Genomic DNA, 18,574 nt, shown 5'->3' on the forward strand with positions numbered 1-18,574 from the left:
ATCACTTCCGGTGGGCAAAGTCATCGCTTTGCCGTTATTTTAATGAGAATAGTAATCATTAATCAGTTGAATGTGGAGTATTTCTTTCCTTCAAAGCCTTACATTCACGAAATGTGCGGTTATAGTTTTCATAACATTTACAAAGGATTTAACATATATACACAGGTTCCAGTTGATTTGGTTCGAATTTTTCTTAACCGGTTTACTCCATGAAAATTATTACTGCCCGCAAGGCATCACTACCCCTGCTGTTCGCTCCCGTCATTTTTGGCCCGCTGAGTGCGATGGCCGCGGATGAACAGACCCTGATCGTCAGCGCCACGCCGCAAACTGTCTCCGAACTGGACACCCCGGCCGCAGTCAGCGTGGTGAGCGGCGAGGATATGCGACATGCCACACCGCGCATCAACCTTTCTGAATCCCTTGGGAGCGTGCCTGGCCTGCAAATCCAGAACCGCCAGAACTATGCTCAGGATCTGCAACTTTCCGTTCGCGGATTCGGCGCGCGTTCAACCTTCGGCGTACGCGGGATCCGCATGTACGTGGACGGCATTCCGGCAACCATGCCCGACGGCCAGGGGCAGACGTCAAACATAGACCTCAACAGCATTGAGAGCGTCGACGTGCTGCGCGGCCCCTTCTCTGCCCTGTACGGCAATGCCTCCGGCGGCGTAATCAACATCAACACCCAGACCGGACAACAGCCAGCCACAATTGAAGCCAGCAGCTATTACGGCAGTTACGGCACCTGGCGTTACGGCATGAAGGCCACCGGTGCAGTGGGCGACGGGACTCAGGCGGGGGATGTGGACTATGCGGTATCCACAACCCGCTTCACCACCCATGGCTATCGCGACCACAGCGGCGCACGGAAAAACCTCGCCAATGCGAAACTGGGCGTACGCATTGATGATGTCAGCAAGCTAACGCTGATTTTTAACAGCGTCGACATGAAAGCCAACGATCCGGGCGGACTGAGTTATCAGGAGTGGCAGAACAACCCACGCCAGTCACCCCGTGGCGATCAGTACAACACGCGTAAAACCATTAAGCAGACCCAGGCCGGGATCCGCTACGACCGTCAGTTGAGCGAACAGGACGACCTCAGCGTGATGATGTACGCCGGTGAGCGTGAAATGACCCAGTACCAGTCCATTCCGGATACCGCGCAGACTGAAAATCCTGCGCATTCGGGTGGCGTAATTGATATGCAGCGCCACTATCAGGGTATTGATACCCGCTGGACCCACCGCGGTGAGCTGCTGGTGCCGGTAATGTTTACCACCGGCCTGAACTACGAAAATATGAGTGAAAATCGCCGCGGGTATGAAAACTTCGTGATGAACAACGGCGTGCCGGATTTTGGCGTGAAGGGTAACAAACGCCGTGACGAACGTAACCTGATGTGGAACCTTGATCCCTACCTGCAAACCCAATGGCAGCTCACGCAAAAGCTGTCCGTTGAGGCGGGCGTGCGTTACAGCTCCGTCTGGTTTGACTCCAACGATCATTACATTACCTCGCAAAACGGCGATGACAGCGGTGACGCCAGCTACCATAAATGGCTCCCGGCTGGTGCGGTGAAATACGCCGTGACCGACGCCTGGAACCTGTATGCCGCGGCGGGACGGGGATTTGAGACCCCTACCATCAACGAACTCTCATACCGTTCTGATGGCAAAGGCGGCCTCAATATCAACCTGCAACCGTCAACCAACAACACCTATGAGATTGGCAGCAAAACCCGCATCGGCAATGGCATCCTGACGGCGGCGCTGTTCCGCACGGATACCGACAACGAGATCGTGGTAGACGAAAACAAAGATGGTCGCACTACCTACAAAAATGCGGGGAAAACGCGCCGTCAGGGTGTGGAAATTGCGCTCGATCAGCAGTTTGCCGAGAACTGGAAGCTGAAAATGGCGTGGACCTACCTTGACGCGACCTACCGTACCAACGTCTGCGATAAAGCAGATTGTAGCGGCAACCGAATGCCGGGGATTGCCCGTAATATGGGGTATGCGTCGTTTGGCTGGGAGCCTGAGGAAGGCTGGTACGCGGGGGCAGATGCCCGCTACATGAGCGACGTGATGGCAAACGACACCAATACCGCCAAAGCGCCCTCTTATACCGTGGTCGGTCTGAATACCGGGTATAAACTCAATTACGGCAAATGGGGAATGGACATCTTTGGTCGCGTCGATAACCTGTTCGATAAAGAGTACGTCGGTTCAGAGATTGTAAACGCCGGCTACAATCGCTATTACGAACCCGCCCCTGGCCGTAACTATGGCGTGGGCCTGTCGGTCTCTTATCGCTTTGAGTAAAACATTTTCCGGCAGCGCACGTTGCCGGTAAAAAAATAACATCATTCCCGGTAGCCTTAAGCGCCGGGAATATACTCAGGGAACTTTAAAACGAATAAAAAAATAAGTGCGCCAGTGCGATCCTTAACTGTAGTATTGCCGTTGCAGGAGGATATTGGCTTCATCAATGGCTCGGTCGATCGCTTCCCGACTGGCCGTCACGTCCCTTTGCTCAAGCGCAGAAAGCAGATCGGCATAATGGTAAGTCGTGGCAGGGATATCTTTCATCTCTTCGTGCAGGTAGTTGATACACGGACCAATCCGTACCCATAGCTGCTCAATCAGCGAGTTCAGGGTCGGCATTTCGGCATACTGATAGAGCGTAAACCGGAACACGCGGTTGGCATGGATCGCCTTCTGCACGTCGCCCTGATGCATGGCGGTGCTGAAGTTATCTGACAGCGCGCGTAATGCATCCAGTTTGGTCTCGGTCATATTCTGACACGCCGCCGCAACGGCCATCGGCTCAAGCTGTTTTCGGATGGCGTTAATTTCGTTATAACGCTCCAGCGTAACCTCTGGCACCAAAAACGCCTGAGCAGGCGTGGCCTGTAATGCGCCTGCCGACACCAGGCGCAGCAGGGCTTCGCGCACTGGTGTGATGCTGGTGCCTAATTTATCCGCAATCTCTTTCGTGATGAGTCGAGCCCCAGGTTTTAATGAGCCCGTAATTAACGCTCCCTTTAAACTGTTCTCAACTTGCATCGTCAGACTGATTCTTTGTGCTTTTTCCAGGTTTTCCAAATCAAGCATGTTTAATTCCCGTAGCCAAAACAAAATGCCATTTTCAGCGACTGTTTAAAAAAATATCGCCGGTTTGATATATCCTGTATCGTCATGCCTGGTATGAAGGGCGCGCGTTAAAATAAAAATTGTTTAATTACTATTACGTTTACCACTTCTGGCTCAGCTGGGCCGATGGCGCGCAATGCTTATGGATTAATTAAAGACAATATATCGTATCTTCACAAATAATTATGGCGGACTTTGCCCGCCATAACCGATGCTCTGTTTAGTCCGCCGCCACGCGGATCACGACCTTGCCGAAGTTTTTCCCTTCCAGCAGCCCAATCAGCGCCTCCGGCGCCGCGTTCAGCCCTTCGGTGACCTGCTCGCGATAGTGTATTTTGCCTTCCTTCACCCAGCGTCCCATTTCCTGCTGGAACTCGCCGATACGATGACCATAGTCCTGAGCGATGATAAAGCCCTGCATGCGGATGCGTTTTTTCAGGATGGTCCCCATCAGCAGCGGCAAGCGATCCGGCCCCTCCGGCAGGTTGGTCGCGTTGTAGCCGCTGACCAGTCCGCAAACCGGCACGCGCGCGGAGGTATTCAGGAGCGGCAGTACGGCGTCAAAGACTTTACCGCCGACGTTTTCATAATACACGTCAATGCCCTGCGGGCAGGCTTTCGCCAGCTGTTCGGCAAAATCATCCGCATGGTGATCCAGACAGGCGTCGAAACCGAGCACGTCGACCGCATGACGGCATTTCTCCTCCCCGCCAGCCACGCCGATGACCCGGCACCCTTTGATTTTTCCGATCTGCCCCACCGTTGCGCCAACCGGCCCCGTGGCCGCCGCCACGACGAGGGTTTCCCCTGCCTGAGGCTGGCCGATATCGAGCAGCCCCATATACGCGGTGAAGCCCGGCATCCCGAGCACGCCGAGTGCCCATGAAGGATGCGACGGTTTTTCACCCAGCTTCACCAGCCCCTGCCCGTCGGACAGTTCATACTCCTGCCAGCCGCTGTAACCCAGCACCCATTCACCCTCTTTATAATCCGGATGGCGGGAGGTCTCGACGCGGCTTACCGTGCCGCCCACCATCACCGCGCCAATCTCTACAGGAGGTGAATAGGATGGCGCATCGCTCATACGGCCCCGCATGTACGGATCAAGCGAGAGCCATACGGTGCGTAATAACACCTGTCCCTCTGCGGGCGTGGGGATCGGCTGCTCTTCCAGGCGGAAATTTTCGGCAACCGGCGCGCCGTGTGGACGGGAAGCCAGTACCCAGCGTCGGTTTTGCGTAGTTGATTGATTCATTCTTCGCTCCTTACTGCTGAAAATGTCATTCAAGTCTGGCACGTTATCCAGCGGATCGCCTTTGCATTATGAGCCGGACTGATTAAGCCGCACGACCAGATAGAGGCACGATTCATCCGTTTCGTTGATAAACCGGCAGTCGTTCGGCGGCCCGAGTTCCAGACAATCTCCGGCCTTCATTTCATGGCGGGCATCCCCCTCCAGAAAGACCAGTTCACCTGCCTGCAACCAAATCAGCTGTCGCGCCAGCGCGTAAGAGGAAGCGGGCATCGGCACATCGCTGCCTGCGGGTAGCTCCACCTGGACGAGGTCGATAGGCATATCGGTGCGCGGCGACACATGACGACGCAAATAGTGGGTTTGCGGATCGCGCCAGACGGGCTGGTTCGCCAGACGTAATAGTTTGCCCTCCTGCATTTCCGCGCGCGCAATGAGCGTAGACATGCTAATACCGAAGGCACCGGATAACCGCGCAAGCAGCGTCGCCGTTGGGCTACTGTCACCCCGTTCAATCTTATGGATCATGGCGCGTGAGATACCTGCCCGTTCGGCCAGTTCGCTTAATGACCAGCCACGCGACTCGCGTTCAAGGCGTATGCGGGCGCTAATGCGTTGATTCATATTGTCTGTCATTGTATTCATGACGTCATACTATAGTGTACGGATGGTTTTTCGGGGCAGTTTTGTGACAAAAAAACAGGGATTTTGTCGTAGCGATGGAATACATGAACTGTGTAATATTGTGAGAAAATCATACTACTATAGTGAACAACACAGCCAGAGGTTAACCATGATTGTTCGTCATGCCTGCAAAGAAGATTGTGCCGCTATCGGTGAAATTTATAACCATGCGGTGCTGCACACCGCCGCAATCTGGAACGATACAACTGTCGATACCGATAACCGTATTGCATGGTTTGAGGCGCGCACGCTGTTGGGTTATCCGGTGCTGGTCAGTGAAGAAGAAGGTGTAGTGACGGGATACGCCTCATTTGGCGACTGGCGAGCATTCGACGGTTTTCGCCATACGGTGGAGCACTCGGTTTACGTTCATCCCGATCATCAGGGCAAAGGCATTGGTCGACTGCTAATGATGGAATTAATTAAGGAAGCCCGCCAGATTGGTAAACATGTGATGGTTGCCGGTATTGAGGCGCAGAACCAGGCGTCGATTCATCTGCATGAAACCCTGGGCTTTATTACCACCGGAAATATGCCGCAGGTAGGAACCAAATTCGGTCGCTGGCTGGATTTAACCTTTATGCAACTCCAGCTCGATGAGCGCAGCGATCCGGATGCTCTGCCATGAATCAATCGTTGACGTTAGCATTTCTGGTGGCCGCCGGGATTGGGCTGGTGGTACAAAACACCCTTATGGTGCGCATTACGCAATCCTCTTCCACCATTCTTATCGCCATGCTGCTGAACTCGCTGGTGGGGATTGTGTTGTTTGTCAGCATGTTGCTGGTGAAAAATGGCATGGCGGGGTTTAACGAACTGGCGTCAACGGTGCGCTGGTGGACGCTGATCCCCGGCCTGCTGGGGTCATTTTTTGTCTTTGCCAGTATTAGCGGATATCAGAATGTGGGCGCGGCAACGACCATTGCCGTACTGGTGGCAAGCCAGCTGATTGGCGGTCTGGTGATGGACATCCTCAAGAGCAACGGCGTTCCCCTGCGCGCGCTGGTTGGCCCGGTCTGCGGCGCAGTGATGCTGGTGGTTGGCGCCTGGCTGGTGGCACGGCGCCAGTTTTAACCCTTACAGGATAGTCCCACCCTGCGTGAGGTGGGCATGGCGTGCCTCCGCCTCTTCTTTATGTTGCTTGCCATGATGCGCAATCGCGGTACGCAGGCGCTGCTGCTGGGTATAACGATCTTCACGGCTGAGCTCTGCATCGTCGCTTAATTCGATCAGCAGTTCGTTCATGTGGGTAATCACGCTCTCTTCGATGGTGGCATCGACGCGGGCGATAACTTTGTTTAAATGTGACATTGTCACTCCTTATCACGTGCCGGGTGCTAACTGTAGGCCGGGTAAGGCATAGCCGCCCCCCGGCAAGAATACGATCAGTTCAGCTTCGCTTTCGAGAAGTCACTGCCCATCAGACTCACGCTGTACCCGGTCACGTTGCTGCGGGTCGCGTAGAACGTTTTGCCGTTAGCTAACGCAATCCACGGTGCCTGCTGATAGAAAATCTCCTGTGCCTGTCCATACAGCTTCGCACGTTCGTCCGGGTTGCTGGTCAGTTTGGCCTTTTGCACCAGCTCATCATACCCCTTATCACACCAGCGCGCGGCGTTAGATCCGGTTTTGATGCTGTTACAACCCAGCAGCACATCGGCGAAGTTGTCCGGATCGCCGTTATCAGACATCCAGCCGAACAGCGCGGAATCATGCTCGCCTTTACGCATGCCGGAAAGGTACTCACCCCACTCGTAAGAGACGATTTTCGCCTTCACACCCACTTTCGCCCAGTCAGCCTGGATCATCTCCGCAATGCGTCGCGAGTTCGGGTTGTACGGACGCTGAACCGGCATGGACCAGAGGGTCACTTCCGCGCCCTTCTCCAGACCCGCCTGCTTTAGCAGCGCTTTCGCTTTTTCCGGATCGTAGCCGTAATCCTTCAGGTCTTTATTAAAGCCGAGCATGTTCGGCGGGATCGGCGATTTAGCGACCGTACCAGACCCCATAAAGACCGCGTTCACAATGGCCTTTTTGTCCGTCGCGTAATTCAGAGCCTGGCGCACCAGCACGTTATCAAACGGTTTTTTCTCCGTGTTGAACGCCAGGTACCCCACGTTCAGCGCATCCACCGAGTGCAGGGTCAGGTCTTTGTTTTTCTTGATCGCTTCAAACTGCACCGGCGACGGCGCAGGAATGATCTGACACTCGTTCGTTTGCAGCTTCGCCAGACGCGTCTCAACGTTTGGCGTGATGGAGAAGATCAGGTGTTTGGTCGGCACCTCACCGTCCCAGTAGTTCGGATTAGCGAGGTAGCGGATCAGCGAATCCACCTTGTACTGCTGAAGCACATACGGGCCGGTGCCGATTGGCCAGGTGTCCACATTTTCAGGTGTCCCCTTTTTCAGCATCGCGTCCGCGTACTCGGCAGAGAGGATCGAGGCGAAGTCCATTCCCCAGTCGGCCATGAACGCCGCGTTGGGTTCGCTCAGCGTGAACTGGACGTGATAATCGTCGATCTTTTTCACATCCTGAATGAGCTTGTCGAGGCCCACGTCATTAAAGTATTCGTAATTACCCTGGGAAACATTGTGATAGGGATGCTTAGGGTCTTTCTGACGCATAACGGAGAAAATAACGTCATCAGCGTTAAAATCACGGGTAGGTTTGAAGTATTTATTGCTGTTGAATTTTACCCCTTTACGCAGGGTAAACGTGTATGTTTTGCCGTCTGGCGAAATGGTCCACGACTCGGCCAGAGAAGGCACCGGCGTGTTTTTTACCGGGTCGAAGTTAATCAGACGGTTATACAGCGTTTGCGAGCTGGCGACAAACGAAGGTCCAGAGCTGGCGATCTGCGGGTTAAACGACTCCGGCGACGCCTCGGAGCAGTATATAATGGTGTCTTTATTTGCCGCCCATGCGGCGCTTGCCGGTAGCAGCGCGCTCAGCGCGAGGGCGAGCACGGTTTTCCCTGTAGACATGGTTATTACCCTTTCGGTTTTATTATAGTGAACAGTAATAACAGCACAGACGTATTGGCCTGACAAATAACGAATCACTATCAGGTTATTCTAAAGCCGTACATTTCGCTGGTTTTAGCATCACCCCGCAGAAACCGATTTGCCTTAAGGTTCATTATTCGTCAAGCACAACCACCACGATCAATGCCACAAGAAATCGTCCCTTTTATCGTCTCCTCCGCCGTTTGCTTGCTTAGCTGTTTCGTTAAAGTAATGGCGTGAAGAAGTCTACAGGACCAAATCGTGGCAAAAACACTTTTACGCAGCGGTAATCTGGATGATTTTCAGGCCGTTGGTGGCGGCGGACAGGCCGTTTTTGAATCAGCGCTGCAAATCCGCGAAGCGCTTCGGTTGCGCAAACAACAGGCTATCGTCGATTGTCTGGCCATCCCCCAGGTCTACGACGGCGGCGATCGCGTTGACTGGTACTCCCCGGTTGAGGGAACCGTCTCCAGTTGGAAGGCGGCGGATGAAGATGATCGTTATCGCGCCCTACGCTATCTGGAAAACACGCTCGCCAGCGTGGAGTCTCTGAGTAAAAAATGCCTTCAGTCACCGAAAACGGCGCAGCAACTGTTTGGCTCTCTGCTCTCAAAAGCCTTTCAGTTTCCCGGTGAAAACTTTGTTTTCCTGGTGGATGGCAAACCGGTGATCTGCTTCTGGGGTTTCGTCAATCTTAACGAGAACGCGCGCGACGACGTGCTGGACTGCCTGCGCGAATCGTTGGTCCCTGAACCTGAGCCAGTGGTGATTAACGAGCCTGAACCTGAACAGGAGCAAGAACCGGCCCCGGTAGTGACCTTTAAGCAGGCCGACGCGCCGCTTATCACGCCTGTGGCTTCCGTCCGTATCACCGAAGATGAACTGTATACGCCAGAGCCGGTGCGCATGAACGCCGCGCCGCCAGAGCCCGCACCGGCGGCCATGCAGAAAAAACGTCGCTCCCCCCTGTGGTTGCTGCCGGTTGCCGCCGTCATTATTGCGGCCATTGCCACCCCGCTGCTTTGGCCAAAACAGGCCCCGACCGCAGCGCCTGTTGCCACACCAGCGCCAGTGCCTGTCGCCATTGCTCCGGCCCCCGTAAAGACGGTCGAGCCGCTTGAGCTGAAACTCCCGCTGCACCAGGCCGAAGTGGTAGAGCCGAAGGTGAAAACGCCTGCACCGGCAGCCGAACCAGTGGTCATTACCGCGATACCGAAAGATGCGATGGTGATGGAGGCAAACCAGGTCAAAGCGGGGTTAACGCGCTTCCTGAATGGCACCTGGCGCGCGTTTCTCGATGTGCAGGATCCGCTCACCGGCAAACCGCCGTCGCTGCGCTACCAGATCCAGAACAATAAAGGGTTCGCCCGGGTTGTGCATGGCGACAACATTGTCTGCCGGGTAGACGTCTTTTCCGGATTACACAGCAACGGCGAGCTGTTGATCAAAACGCGCGGAAACGCTCGTTGCACCGACGGTTCACGCTATCCGATGCCGGAAGTGACCTGTAAGGCAGGTGCCAGCGACGTGGCGGAATGCACCGCACGTTACGATGCCAACACCATCGTTCCTCTGACGTTCAAGAAAGCAGGTGTCTGATCCTATGCTGGTTAATCTTTGCGACTATAAACAGAGCGTGACGCTGATTGCTAACAGCGGCGTGCAGTTTCTCGATTTTGGCCTGACTCCGCAGGACACCGCCAGCAACGGGCGTTTCGTGCGTAAAACGGCAAATGGCCCGCTGTTGCGCCTGGATTTTGATCTGGTTAACGGCCGGTACACGCTGCCTGCCACCGATGGCGGGCAGCCGGAAGTGGTCAAGCCTGAAAGCACCATTCCACTGCATAACTCCCTGAACGTGCTGGACGGCGTCTGGCTGCCGCTCCCTTTCCTGCGCTTTAACCCGCCGCGGACGTTTGTTGATGGTCCGGATAACTGGGCGCGCGTCCAGGTACGAAAGCTTTCCACGCCCGACGCGGCTGGCAATACGCACCGGGTCACCGTCGCGCTCGACAGCCAGATTGCAGAGCATGCGACGTCTGCCCTGTCGCCGGTTGAAAACGATATCCTTAACGGCACGCGTTTCGCGCTCGCCTGGCGCGACAGTGAGGTTGAGAGTTTCCTTGACCAGACCTGGATTGACGGCTGGCTGCGCGAAGCCTTTACGCAGTTTGCCGACGGGGTTGAAAAACGCTCCGAGCGCGAGCTGCATCAGGCCATGCGCAGCTTTGAATATCAGGCACACTGGCTCAACCTGCTCTCCATGCTCGGGGAACAACTCACCGTGCCGGAAGTGAAGTTTGTCACCCATACCCTGAGCACCCCTGCTATTCCTGTCGATCTGATCCTTGACGTAGGCAACACCCACACCTGCGGCGTGATTATTGAAGATCATGGTGATGCCAACGACGGCCTGCGCCAGACGGCTGAACTTCAGGTACGATCTCTGAGTGAGCCACAGTTCCTGAATGAGCCGCTGTTTACCAGCCGTCTTGAATTTTCCGAAGCGCGTTTTGGCAAGCAGCACTTCTCGGTGGAAAGCGGCCGGGAGGATGCATTCGTCTGGCCGTCCATTGTCCGCGTGGGTGATGAAGCGCGTAAGCTGGCAATGCAGCGTCTGGGCACGGAAGGCAACAGTGGAATTTCCAGCCCGCGTCGCTATCTGTGGGACGAGACGCCGGTGGTGCAGGACTGGCGCTTTAGCCAGATGAACAGCAAAACCCAGCGCGAACCGCTGGCAACTGCGTTTCCGCTGATGAACCTGATGAACGACGACGGGGAACCACTCTTTACGCTGCCGCAGGATGAGCGTCTGCCGGTGTTCTCTCCGCAGTACAGCCGCAGCACCCTGATGACGCACATGCTCTGCGAGCTGCTGGCTCAGGCGCTTGGCCAGATTAACAGCGTGGCCACCCGCTTGCGGCTCGGCTTCCCGGCCTCTCCCCGCCAGCTGCGGACGCTGATCCTCACCCTGCCTTCGGCAATGCCGAAACAGGAGCGCGAGATTTTCCGTGGCCGCATGTTCGAAGCCATCGCCATCGTCTGGAAAGCGATGGGCTGGCACCCGCAGGATGAAGATTTTGCCAGCCGCAAACAGCAGGAAAAAAGCGTGGTGCCGGTCCCTGAGATCCAGATGGAGTGGGACGAGGCCAGCTGCGGCCAGCTGGTATGGCTGTATAACGAAGCCATCTCCCACTTCGGTGGCCAGACCGAGGCCTTTTTCGCCTCCCTCGCCCGTCCGGATCGCGCGCCTGAGCCTGGCGTCCTGCCGGGGCGTGCGCTGCGCGTGGCCTCGATTGATATCGGCGGCGGCACGACGGATATGGCCATCACGCACTATCAGTTAGATGATGGTTCCGGAAATAACGTCAAAATCACCCCGCAGCTGCTGTTCCGCGAAGGGTTCAAGGTCGCTGGCGATGATACGCTGCTGGACGTGATCCAGCGCTACGTTCTGCCCGCGCTGCAAACCCAGCTTCAGAAATCCGGCATAGCCGATGCCTCCCAACTGATGGCATCCCTGTTCGGTGATTCCGGGCGGATCGATACCCAGGCGGTCCTGCGCCAGCAGACGGCGCTTCAGCTTTTTATGCCGATAGGTCACGCGATCCTGGCGGCGTGGGAATCGAGCGATGTTGACGATCCGCTGGCCGGGCTGCATGCCACCTTTGGCGACCTGCTTACGCAAAAACCGACGCGCAACGTGATGAATTATCTCCAGCAGGCGATTGACCATGCGTTGCCTGCCGGCTCAGAACACTTTGATCTGTTCAGCGTACCGCTGCACGTCAGCTTTCGGGAGATGCGGGACGCCATGCTGGCGGGTCAGTTCACGCTTGCCGCCCCGCTTCATGCGGTATGTGAGGCGATCTCTCACTACAGCTGCGATATCCTGCTGATCACGGGACGGCCGGGCTGTCTGCCGGGCGTTCAGGCCCTGATTCGCCACCTGCAACCGGTGCCCGTCAACCGCATCGTCTGGCTGGATAAATACCAGGTTCATGAATGGTATCCGTTCAGCCAGCAGGGACGGATCGGCAACCCGAAATCCACCGCTGCGGTGGGAGCGATGCTCTGTAGCCTGGCGCTGGATCTTCGTCTGCCGCGCTTTAACTTTAAAGCAGCGGATATCGGCGCGTACTCTACGGTGCGCTATCTGGGCGTGCTGGATAACACGATCAATACCCTGAGGGACGAGAACGTCTGGTATCACGATATCGACCTCGATAAACCCGGCGCGAAACTGGACGCCCGTCTGCACTTCCCGCTGCGCGGCAACGTTACGCTCGGCTTCCGGCAGCTTGCCAATGCCCGCTGGCCCGCGACACCGCTCTATACCCTGAGCATCAACTCTGCCGAGCTGGCGAAAGCCATTGCGGGCGACGGCGTACTGAACGTGCGCCTGAAGCTGCGTGGCGGCACTAAGCAGGAAGGTCCGGAATCTTTCGAGCTGAGTGATGCCTGGCTACAGGACGGCACGCCAGTGCCGCCGGATGCCCTGACCTTTAAACTTAATACTCTGGCCGATCGCCGACACAGCGGCAGCCACTACTGGATCGACAGCGGGAGCGTATACCTCAAATGACTGCGACGACTGCCACCACACAGGCCTTAATCGGGTGGATCAACGAGACGCGACAGCACGCCCCGATGCTGGATAACGAAGCCGACGCCCTGCTTGCCCGCCTTAACGCACTAAGCGCGCGTGAAGAGGCGCTCGATCGCGCCCTTGTCAGCCAGGGCAGTATCGGCCTATATGGCCATTCGCAGGCCGCGAAAGCGCACCTGCTGGCTGCTCTGTGCGGCAGCGGGGACGAACGGCTGAACGTAACGCCGGGTCAACGCACTTTTGATTACTTCTCGCATATTAACCCCGGGCATGCACCGACCAACATGGCCGTGCGTTTCAGCAGAGCGTCCCGCGAGGTCGCAGACGACGCGTTTCCCCTGCGCCTGCGCCTGGTAACGGAGGCCGAGCTGGTGCAGCTGTTTATCGCGCGCACCACGCTGGATCCGCAGATCCGCGCGGTGGATAAATCGGTGATTGAAGCACGGCTTGAGAAGTGGCGGGCGCTGCGTCAACCGCAGAGCGTGCCGGGAATGACGGCGCGGGAAGTCGCGACCATTGCCCGGTTCTGGCAAAGCGTAGTACCCGGCGCTAAGCAGCATATTGATGATGCCCTGTGGCACCAGTTTGCTCTGCTGGTTCCGTCGCTTGATCTCAGCACCCGCGCCAGCGTCTGGTCTCTGCTGTGGGGTGAGCAGCAGGAGTTAACCCAGCAGTGGCTTAAATTCGCCCAGGTGCTGCATCAAACCAGCCATGCCAGCGCACTTGCGGCGCCGTTGAGTCTGCTGGTGGACAGCTTTGGTCTACCCTGCGAAGGCTTTCTTACTCACGGGGCGTTTACCGTGCCGGAAGCACAGGAAACACTGCTTCATCCGGTAAAAAACGGCGAGCTGCTTAATGCCATTAGCCTGCCCGTTGAAGTACTGGCATCTCTGACCCGCGAAGTGGTGCTGCCCGTTGAGAACTGCGTGCTGGATAACGTTGACGTCATTGATATTCCGGCCATTTCTGAGGAAAACACGCCGCTGATGATGCAGGCAAAATGCCTGTGGTTGCTGGAGCATTATCGTCAGCACATTCAGCCGGATGTCCTGGTTATCTGCAATGCGACGGCGCACCACCAGCAGACCGCGAAAACGGCAAGGCTCTTGCAAAACTGGGTCAAAGAGACGCAGCCGGTTGAAGAATCCGCGTTGCCGGGGCTGGTCTGGGCCATTACCCCTCATGATGCGCGGTTTACCACAAAGCAGAATCTGGACGAAGCGGTGCAGCAATTGCTGGGCCAGCCGGGTCTGCGCTGGGGCACGCTTCAGGCGCTCGATAGCCACAGCATGCAGCGAGTGATTGAGTGGCTGTCGCAGGCTACCCTGCCGGCACAGCGCCAGAAGCGTCTCCGCGCGCTGAAAAAGCTGTTACAAGAGTCGCTGTCAACGCTGATGCGCCCATATGTCGCGCCTCTCACTCAGGAGCCAGGCGCAGGGCGGGCAATGGCCGAAAAAATGGTCCGAACGCTGCAAGGCAGTGCCGCTCGTCATGGTGAACTGCTTGAGGGGCTTCTGCCGCCGTTAAACGCGTTTGAGACGCTGCTGACCGTCCACCAGCCTCGTGAGGAACAGGTCAACGGCCTGTTTAACGATGTTATCGATCTGTTTGCGGAAGAGACGCAGGAAAATCCAGGCGCGTTGCAGACCAAAGACAAAGCGCGGCTGGCCCATAACGTGTGGGTTAACCATCTTCGTCAGTGGAGTCGCAACGACGCGGCGGCTGCCCGTCTGGGCCTGGACGCAGAGGTACTACAGCAGATTGCGGATGTGCTGATCGTTACCAGCTACCGGCTGGATCTGCCGCTGCAACTGCAACGCATTGCAGAAAAAGATAAAAGCAGCGCCGCGCAGCTGCATGCCGCGACAGGCAATTTCATTAGCTGGCTTGGCTATGAACTGACACCCGTCTCTGAACGGCCTGCAAGCCGGATCCGCAAAGGTGAGCCAATTTTTGTGACGCCCGTTGTGAGCAGCGCCTCACCCCGTCTTACCCGACTTGGCGAGCAGCCTGTCCATGCGGCGACAGCCTATGTCTATGACTGGTTGGTTGCGCTCTACACCCGCGCGATTGAGAACGTGGATTATCAGTGTCCGTATGACGTTCAGCCTGCGGCACGGAAAGCCTTGTCTGCCTTGCTGTCTTAATCATTCCAGCCCGCAACAATGCGGGCTGCCCATTCATGAGCCGTTTATGAAGCCAGACAAAGCCTGAGCCAACGCTGACGGGTTTTCCCAGGACATTGAATGGCCCGCATCAGGGATAATTTTTACAGCAACGCCGTTTTGTTGCAGACGATTAAAATCGTCATCAGGCAGGGATCGCTCACCAAAAACTAACATTACCGGGCAGCGCAATGACAAGAACAGGTGTTCCCAGTCAGGTTTAACGCCCTCGACCAGGCTTGTTGCGCCGCGCCAGACGGCCCAGGGGGCATTACTTTGAAGGCTTCCAGCCCACGGCGACGTTTCCGCCCGCAGCATGTCATCATAGCCCTGAGCCAGAAAATGTTGTTCCGTTTGGGCCGCAATTGCCCGGCTGAACATCCCGCCACCCGCATGAAAATTGGGTTCAGACACTATCAGGCCCTTAACGCGCGACGTTAACAGCGTTGCCGTTTCGATCGCGATACTCCCCCCCATGCTATGACCATAGAGCCATAGACTATCCAGGCCGAGATGGTTTAACAGTTCAACCACCACCTGCGCCTGTTCGCTCGTGCGATAACGGTAGATGTCAGGTTTGTCACTGTAACCGCTACCGGGAAGATCGATCAGAATGGCTCTGCGCCCCCCGAAACGGGTATCACAGACAATACGAGGATATTCATACGACGATGCACAGCCCAACCCGTGGATAAACACAACCGGGTCACCGAAACCGGGAAGATCCTGCCAGCGCACAGTGCAGCCTGCTTGCTGCGAATAGAAACTGTTCATAAGCACTCCATGTATGACAAACTGTATATTTATACAGCCTCAATGTATGGAATGCTATGTCTGGATGCTGATTCTGGAAGCGTGCTTCAGAAAAGAGAGATCAACAGGGCAACAGGAAAGCTCATCGGCCAGGTGGAACCCACCAGGAATGCGCTCAACAGGCGAATACGTTTACGATCTTTAGACAGGAACCAGGTGATTAATGCGCAGATGGAGGCCATGATTGCGTAGAACACCAACATCTTTTGATACAACGTCATTCTGTTTACCTGAGCCGAAAAATAACCGCACGCAATATGCGTCATATGTTGACACAGATCAAGTTTTTTCGTTACATCATAACCACTTAAATACTATGGATAATAACAACTGAGTACCTTGTGTAACAACGCCGGGTAAAGCAAAACGGTTATTATTGATAACATGCAAACTAAATGCACTTTTTGATAAATCCATCCCCGCAGAAAGCAGTCTAATAACAGCAGGCTTTTAAGGGAGGAAACATGCTACGCATTCCGCAGAGTTGCATTCACACCCGTTCCACGCCTTTCTGGAACAAAGAAACGGCCCCAGCTGGCATTTTTAAACGTCACCTTGATACGGGCACGCGTCCGGGCGTTTACCCTCGCCTTTCGGTGATGCGTGGCGCAGTGCGTTATCTGGGCTATGCTGATGAATTTACACCTGAGCCTGACAGCGAGCTCGTCATTGAAGCGGGTCGTTTCGGCGTTTTCCCGCCAGAGAGATGGCACCACATTGAGGTGATGACCGACGACACCCTGTTCAATATTGAATTCTTTGTTGAACCTGAGGTGCTTAAGTCCCTTTAAGCACCCGCCAACATGAAGGAAACTATGATGTTACGTATTCCTGAAAACTTTGTTCATACCCGCTCGACGCCGTTCTGGAATAAAGAGACCGCCCCAAAAGCGCTTTTTACCCATCACAACACCAAAGCCGGCGTGTACGGTCGGTTGTCAGTCATGCAGGGTGCGGTGCGTTACTTTGGCTTTGCCGATGGCGACGCCACCGAGCCCGATCTGGAAGTGGTCATTGAGGCCGGTTCTTTTGGCATCTCCCCACCGCAAAAATGGCACCGCATTGAGCTTCTGACCGACGACACCTATTTTAATATCGACTTTTTCGCGGATCCTGCCGTCACGCTCAGCGGTGCGGGCATCGGTAAAGTGGTCAACACGCATAAGGAGTAAATAATGGGTAAGGCTACCTATACCGTGACCGTCACCAACAACAGCAACGGCGTGTCAGTGGATTATGAAACAGAAGCGCCAATGGAGCTGTTGATCCCGGACGTCGCGGCAGATGTCGTGAAGGATCTGGTGAACACCGTTCGCGCCTACGATACGGAAAATGAACACGAGGTATGTGGCTGGTAAGCTGAATCGCCCGGCACTGCGCCGGGCATGAGGGTTTAGTGTTTAAACATGACATGTCGGACTACCGTGTAATCCTCAAGTCCGTAGACCGACATATCTTTTCCGTAACCGGATAACTTCATCCCGCCGTGCGGCATTTCGCTCACCAGCATAAAATGGGTATTGACCCAGGTGCAGCCATACTGCAACCGTGCGCTGAGGCGATGGGCGCGTCCGACGTCTTTTGTCCAGACGGACGAGGCCAGGCCGTATTGCGAATCGTTAGCCCAGTTCAGCACCTGCGCTTCATCCTCAAATTCTGTCACGCTGACCACCGGGCCAAACACTTCTCGCTGGACGATCGCATCTTCCTGCTTCGCCCCGGCCAGCAGCGTTGGCTGGAAGTAATATCCTGCCCCCTCTTTTTTACTGCCACCGGTGACGACGCGGATATGTCCAAGGGTTTTGGCTTCGTCCACGGCAGCACAAACGCGGGAAAGATGCGCTGCGGAGCTGAGCGGGCCCAGCTCGGTTGAAGCATCGTCCGGCGCGCCCATTTTCAGGCTGGCAACGGCTGCGCCCAGCTTTTCGACCAGCGCGGGGTAAATCCCCTTCTGGGCATAGATACGACAGGCTGCGGTACAATCCTGACCAGCATTGTAGAAACCAAACGTACGCACGCCTTCAACCACGGCATCCAAATCTGCATCGTCAAAGACAATGACCGGCGCTTTTCCGCCCAATTCCATATGGGTACGTTTAACTGAAGATGCGGTATGCCCGATAATATGTTCTCCGGTAGCAATAGAGCCGGTGAGAGAAACCATACGGACTTTTTCGTGACCGGTCAGCGGATCTCCTACGGTTTTGCCGCGACCAAACAGCACGTTCAACACGCCTGGCGGGAAGATATCTTTCGCCAGTTCCGCCAGCTTCAGCGCCGTCAACGGGGTGATTTCAGACGGCTTGATGACGACACAGTTTCCCGCCGCCAGCGCGGGCGCCAGCTTCCATGCGGCAATCATCAGAGGATAGTTCCAGGGCGCAATAGAGGCGACAACGCCAACCGGGTCGCGGCGGATCATCGAAGTATGTCCTTCGAGGTATTCTCCGGCAGCCAGCCCGTTCAGGCAGCGGGCGGCCCCGGCAAAGAAGCGAAACACATCGACCACGGCCGGGATCTCGTCCCCCCGGACACAGTGCAGCGGTTTCCCGCAGTTAAGGGATTCCAGATTTGCGAACGCGTCAGCGTTGGCTTCTATCACATCAGCCAGTTTCAACAGACATTCGGCGCGCGTTTTCGGCGTCGTTTGTCCCCACTCTGTGAACGCGCGATCGGCAGCCTGGACGGCAGCGTCCACCTGTGCTTCCGACGCTTCAGCAATCTCCAGCAGCACTTCACCCGTGGCAGGATCATAAACCGCCTGCTTCTCACCTTCGCCGGCCACCAGTTCACCATTAATCAGCAATTGATTTTGCATAGCATCGTCCTGTTGAAATCGACATTGTTTTCGCTGTCAGCACACGTTCTGGCGGACATGTACGTGACAA

At 55.8% G+C, this 18,574-nt stretch carries 17 protein-coding genes; 9 read left to right on the forward strand and 8 right to left on the reverse strand.

Features of this window, described 5'->3' with window-relative positions; genetic code table 11:
• Positions 1-209 precede the first annotated feature (209 nt).
• Positions 210-2,327, forward strand: coding sequence for a TonB-dependent receptor PqqU (pqqU, locus tag ACOTXD_RS16390; RefSeq protein ID WP_421766465.1), 2,118 nt, complete (start codon positions 210-212; stop codon positions 2,325-2,327).
• A gap of 123 nt (positions 2,328-2,450) precedes the next feature.
• Here the strand turns inward: pqqU and ACOTXD_RS16395 are convergent, their stop codons facing one another.
• The 3 genes from ACOTXD_RS16395 to ACOTXD_RS16405 form a co-directional block, all read right to left on the reverse strand.
• The gene (locus ACOTXD_RS16395) at positions 2,451-3,119 is read right to left on the reverse strand and encodes a GntR family transcriptional regulator (RefSeq protein ID WP_003856981.1); all 669 of its coding nucleotides are present in this window, start codon (positions 3,117-3,119) and stop codon (positions 2,451-2,453) included.
• A gap of 259 nt (positions 3,120-3,378) precedes the next feature.
• Entirely contained in the window at positions 3,379-4,413 is a 1,035-nt protein-coding gene (locus ACOTXD_RS16400) for an NADP-dependent oxidoreductase (protein ID WP_061856085.1), read from the reverse strand.
• Positions 4,414-4,479: 66 nt separating this feature from the next.
• Positions 4,480-5,055: a helix-turn-helix domain-containing protein gene (locus ACOTXD_RS16405; RefSeq protein ID WP_061856084.1), complete on the reverse strand. Its 576-nt coding sequence runs from the start codon at positions 5,053-5,055 to the stop codon at positions 4,480-4,482.
• 148 nt (positions 5,056-5,203) lie between these two features.
• Here ACOTXD_RS16405 and ACOTXD_RS16410 point away from each other — a divergent pair, with 148 nt between their 5' ends.
• Both ACOTXD_RS16410 and ACOTXD_RS16415 read left to right on the forward strand, forming a co-directional pair.
• Positions 5,204-5,722 carry a GNAT family N-acetyltransferase gene (locus ACOTXD_RS16410; protein WP_050870535.1) on the forward strand — a complete coding sequence of 173 codons (519 nt, stop codon included), beginning with the start codon at positions 5,204-5,206 and terminating at the stop codon, positions 5,720-5,722.
• Positions 5,719-6,168, forward strand: coding sequence for a DMT family transporter (locus tag ACOTXD_RS16415; protein WP_003856973.1), 450 nt, complete (start codon positions 5,719-5,721; stop codon positions 6,166-6,168). Before ACOTXD_RS16410 ends, ACOTXD_RS16415 begins: the two co-directional genes overlap by 4 nt.
• A 3-nt stretch (positions 6,169-6,171) precedes the next feature.
• Here ACOTXD_RS16415 and ACOTXD_RS16420 read toward each other — a convergent pair whose 3' ends face one another.
• Positions 6,172-6,405, reverse strand: coding sequence for a YdcY family protein (locus ACOTXD_RS16420; RefSeq protein ID WP_003856971.1), 234 nt, complete (start codon positions 6,403-6,405; stop codon positions 6,172-6,174).
• A 74-nt stretch (positions 6,406-6,479) separates the two neighbouring features.
• Positions 6,480-8,078 carry an ABC transporter substrate-binding protein gene (locus tag ACOTXD_RS16425; protein ID WP_061856083.1) on the reverse strand — a complete coding sequence of 533 codons (1,599 nt, stop codon included), beginning with the start codon at positions 8,076-8,078 and terminating at the stop codon, positions 6,480-6,482.
• 282 nt (positions 8,079-8,360) lie between these two features.
• Here ACOTXD_RS16425 and ACOTXD_RS16430 point away from each other — a divergent pair, with 282 nt between their 5' ends.
• The 3 genes from ACOTXD_RS16430 to ACOTXD_RS16440 are packed head-to-tail and all read left to right on the forward strand — an operon-like array spanning position 8,361 to position 14,855.
• Positions 8,361-9,698: an SrfA family protein gene (locus ACOTXD_RS16430; RefSeq protein WP_061856082.1), complete on the forward strand. Its 1,338-nt coding sequence runs from the start codon at positions 8,361-8,363 to the stop codon at positions 9,696-9,698.
• Positions 9,699-9,702: 4 nt separating this feature from the next.
• On the forward strand, positions 9,703-12,684 hold the full coding sequence (locus tag ACOTXD_RS16435; protein WP_061856081.1) for a virulence factor SrfB: 2,982 nt from the start codon (positions 9,703-9,705) through the stop codon (positions 12,682-12,684).
• On the forward strand, positions 12,681-14,855 hold the full coding sequence (locus tag ACOTXD_RS16440; protein WP_061856080.1) for a virulence factor SrfC family protein: 2,175 nt from the start codon (positions 12,681-12,683) through the stop codon (positions 14,853-14,855). The genes ACOTXD_RS16435 and ACOTXD_RS16440 overlap by 4 nt, the downstream gene beginning before the upstream one ends.
• Positions 14,856-14,888: 33 nt before the next feature.
• Here the strand turns inward: ACOTXD_RS16440 and ACOTXD_RS16445 are convergent, their stop codons facing one another.
• Both ACOTXD_RS16445 and ACOTXD_RS16450 read right to left on the reverse strand, forming a co-directional pair.
• Positions 14,889-15,647 carry an alpha/beta fold hydrolase gene (locus ACOTXD_RS16445; protein WP_032658563.1) on the reverse strand — a complete coding sequence of 253 codons (759 nt, stop codon included), beginning with the start codon at positions 15,645-15,647 and terminating at the stop codon, positions 14,889-14,891.
• An 86-nt stretch (positions 15,648-15,733) separates the two neighbouring features.
• On the reverse strand, positions 15,734-15,907 hold the full coding sequence (locus ACOTXD_RS16450) for a GhoT/OrtT family toxin (protein WP_003856960.1): 174 nt from the start codon (positions 15,905-15,907) through the stop codon (positions 15,734-15,736).
• Positions 15,908-16,150: 243 nt separating this feature from the next.
• Between ACOTXD_RS16450 and ACOTXD_RS16455 the strand changes: the two genes are divergently transcribed.
• Genes ACOTXD_RS16455 through ACOTXD_RS16465 form a run of 3 tightly spaced genes read left to right on the forward strand, consistent with a single transcriptional unit; the run spans position 16,151 to position 17,044 of the window.
• Entirely contained in the window at positions 16,151-16,477 is a 327-nt protein-coding gene (locus ACOTXD_RS16455; RefSeq protein WP_015570441.1) for a DUF1971 domain-containing protein, read from the forward strand.
• A 27-nt stretch (positions 16,478-16,504) separates the two neighbouring features.
• Positions 16,505-16,858 (forward strand): DUF1971 domain-containing protein, encoded by a 354-nt coding sequence (locus tag ACOTXD_RS16460; RefSeq protein WP_003856958.1) that lies wholly within the window; start codon positions 16,505-16,507, stop codon positions 16,856-16,858.
• Between the two features lie 3 nt (positions 16,859-16,861).
• On the forward strand, positions 16,862-17,044 hold the full coding sequence (locus ACOTXD_RS16465) for a DUF1869 domain-containing protein (RefSeq protein ID WP_003856955.1): 183 nt from the start codon (positions 16,862-16,864) through the stop codon (positions 17,042-17,044).
• A 35-nt stretch (positions 17,045-17,079) separates the two neighbouring features.
• Here the strand turns inward: ACOTXD_RS16465 and patD are convergent, their stop codons facing one another.
• Entirely contained in the window at positions 17,080-18,504 is a 1,425-nt protein-coding gene (gene patD, locus ACOTXD_RS16470) for an aminobutyraldehyde dehydrogenase (RefSeq protein ID WP_061856079.1), read from the reverse strand.
• Positions 18,505-18,574 lie beyond the last annotated feature (70 nt).

The organism is Enterobacter cloacae complex sp. CDL013, from assembly GCF_049238805.1.
GTDB lineage: Bacteria > Pseudomonadota > Gammaproteobacteria > Enterobacterales > Enterobacteriaceae > Enterobacter > Enterobacter hormaechei_C.

What these genes read in the sequence shown, in the direction of transcription:
- pqqU (WP_421766465.1), top strand. Translation starts at nt 210, where the DNA reads ATGAAAATTATTACTGCCCGCAAGGCATCACTACCCCTGCTGTTCGCT.
- ACOTXD_RS16395 (WP_003856981.1), bottom strand. Translation starts at nt 3,119, where the DNA reads ATGCTTGATTTGGAAAACCTGGAAAAAGCACAAAGAATCAGTCTGACG.
- ACOTXD_RS16400 (WP_061856085.1), bottom strand. Translation starts at nt 4,413, where the DNA reads ATGAATCAATCAACTACGCAAAACCGACGCTGGGTACTGGCTTCCCGT.
- ACOTXD_RS16405 (WP_061856084.1), bottom strand. Translation starts at nt 5,055, where the DNA reads ATGAATACAATGACAGACAATATGAATCAACGCATTAGCGCCCGCATA.
- ACOTXD_RS16410 (WP_050870535.1), top strand. Translation starts at nt 5,204, where the DNA reads ATGATTGTTCGTCATGCCTGCAAAGAAGATTGTGCCGCTATCGGTGAA.
- ACOTXD_RS16415 (WP_003856973.1), top strand. Translation starts at nt 5,719, where the DNA reads ATGAATCAATCGTTGACGTTAGCATTTCTGGTGGCCGCCGGGATTGGG.
- ACOTXD_RS16420 (WP_003856971.1), bottom strand. Translation starts at nt 6,405, where the DNA reads ATGTCACATTTAAACAAAGTTATCGCCCGCGTCGATGCCACCATCGAA.
- ACOTXD_RS16425 (WP_061856083.1), bottom strand. Translation starts at nt 8,078, where the DNA reads ATGTCTACAGGGAAAACCGTGCTCGCCCTCGCGCTGAGCGCGCTGCTA.
- ACOTXD_RS16435 (WP_061856081.1), top strand. Translation starts at nt 9,703, where the DNA reads ATGCTGGTTAATCTTTGCGACTATAAACAGAGCGTGACGCTGATTGCT.
- ACOTXD_RS16440 (WP_061856080.1), top strand. Translation starts at nt 12,681, where the DNA reads ATGACTGCGACGACTGCCACCACACAGGCCTTAATCGGGTGGATCAAC.
- ACOTXD_RS16445 (WP_032658563.1), bottom strand. Translation starts at nt 15,647, where the DNA reads ATGAACAGTTTCTATTCGCAGCAAGCAGGCTGCACTGTGCGCTGGCAG.
- ACOTXD_RS16450 (WP_003856960.1), bottom strand. Translation starts at nt 15,907, where the DNA reads ATGACGTTGTATCAAAAGATGTTGGTGTTCTACGCAATCATGGCCTCC.
- ACOTXD_RS16455 (WP_015570441.1), top strand. Translation starts at nt 16,151, where the DNA reads ATGCTACGCATTCCGCAGAGTTGCATTCACACCCGTTCCACGCCTTTC.
- ACOTXD_RS16460 (WP_003856958.1), top strand. Translation starts at nt 16,505, where the DNA reads ATGTTACGTATTCCTGAAAACTTTGTTCATACCCGCTCGACGCCGTTC.
- ACOTXD_RS16465 (WP_003856955.1), top strand. Translation starts at nt 16,862, where the DNA reads ATGGGTAAGGCTACCTATACCGTGACCGTCACCAACAACAGCAACGGC.
- patD (WP_061856079.1), bottom strand. Translation starts at nt 18,504, where the DNA reads ATGCAAAATCAATTGCTGATTAATGGTGAACTGGTGGCCGGCGAAGGT.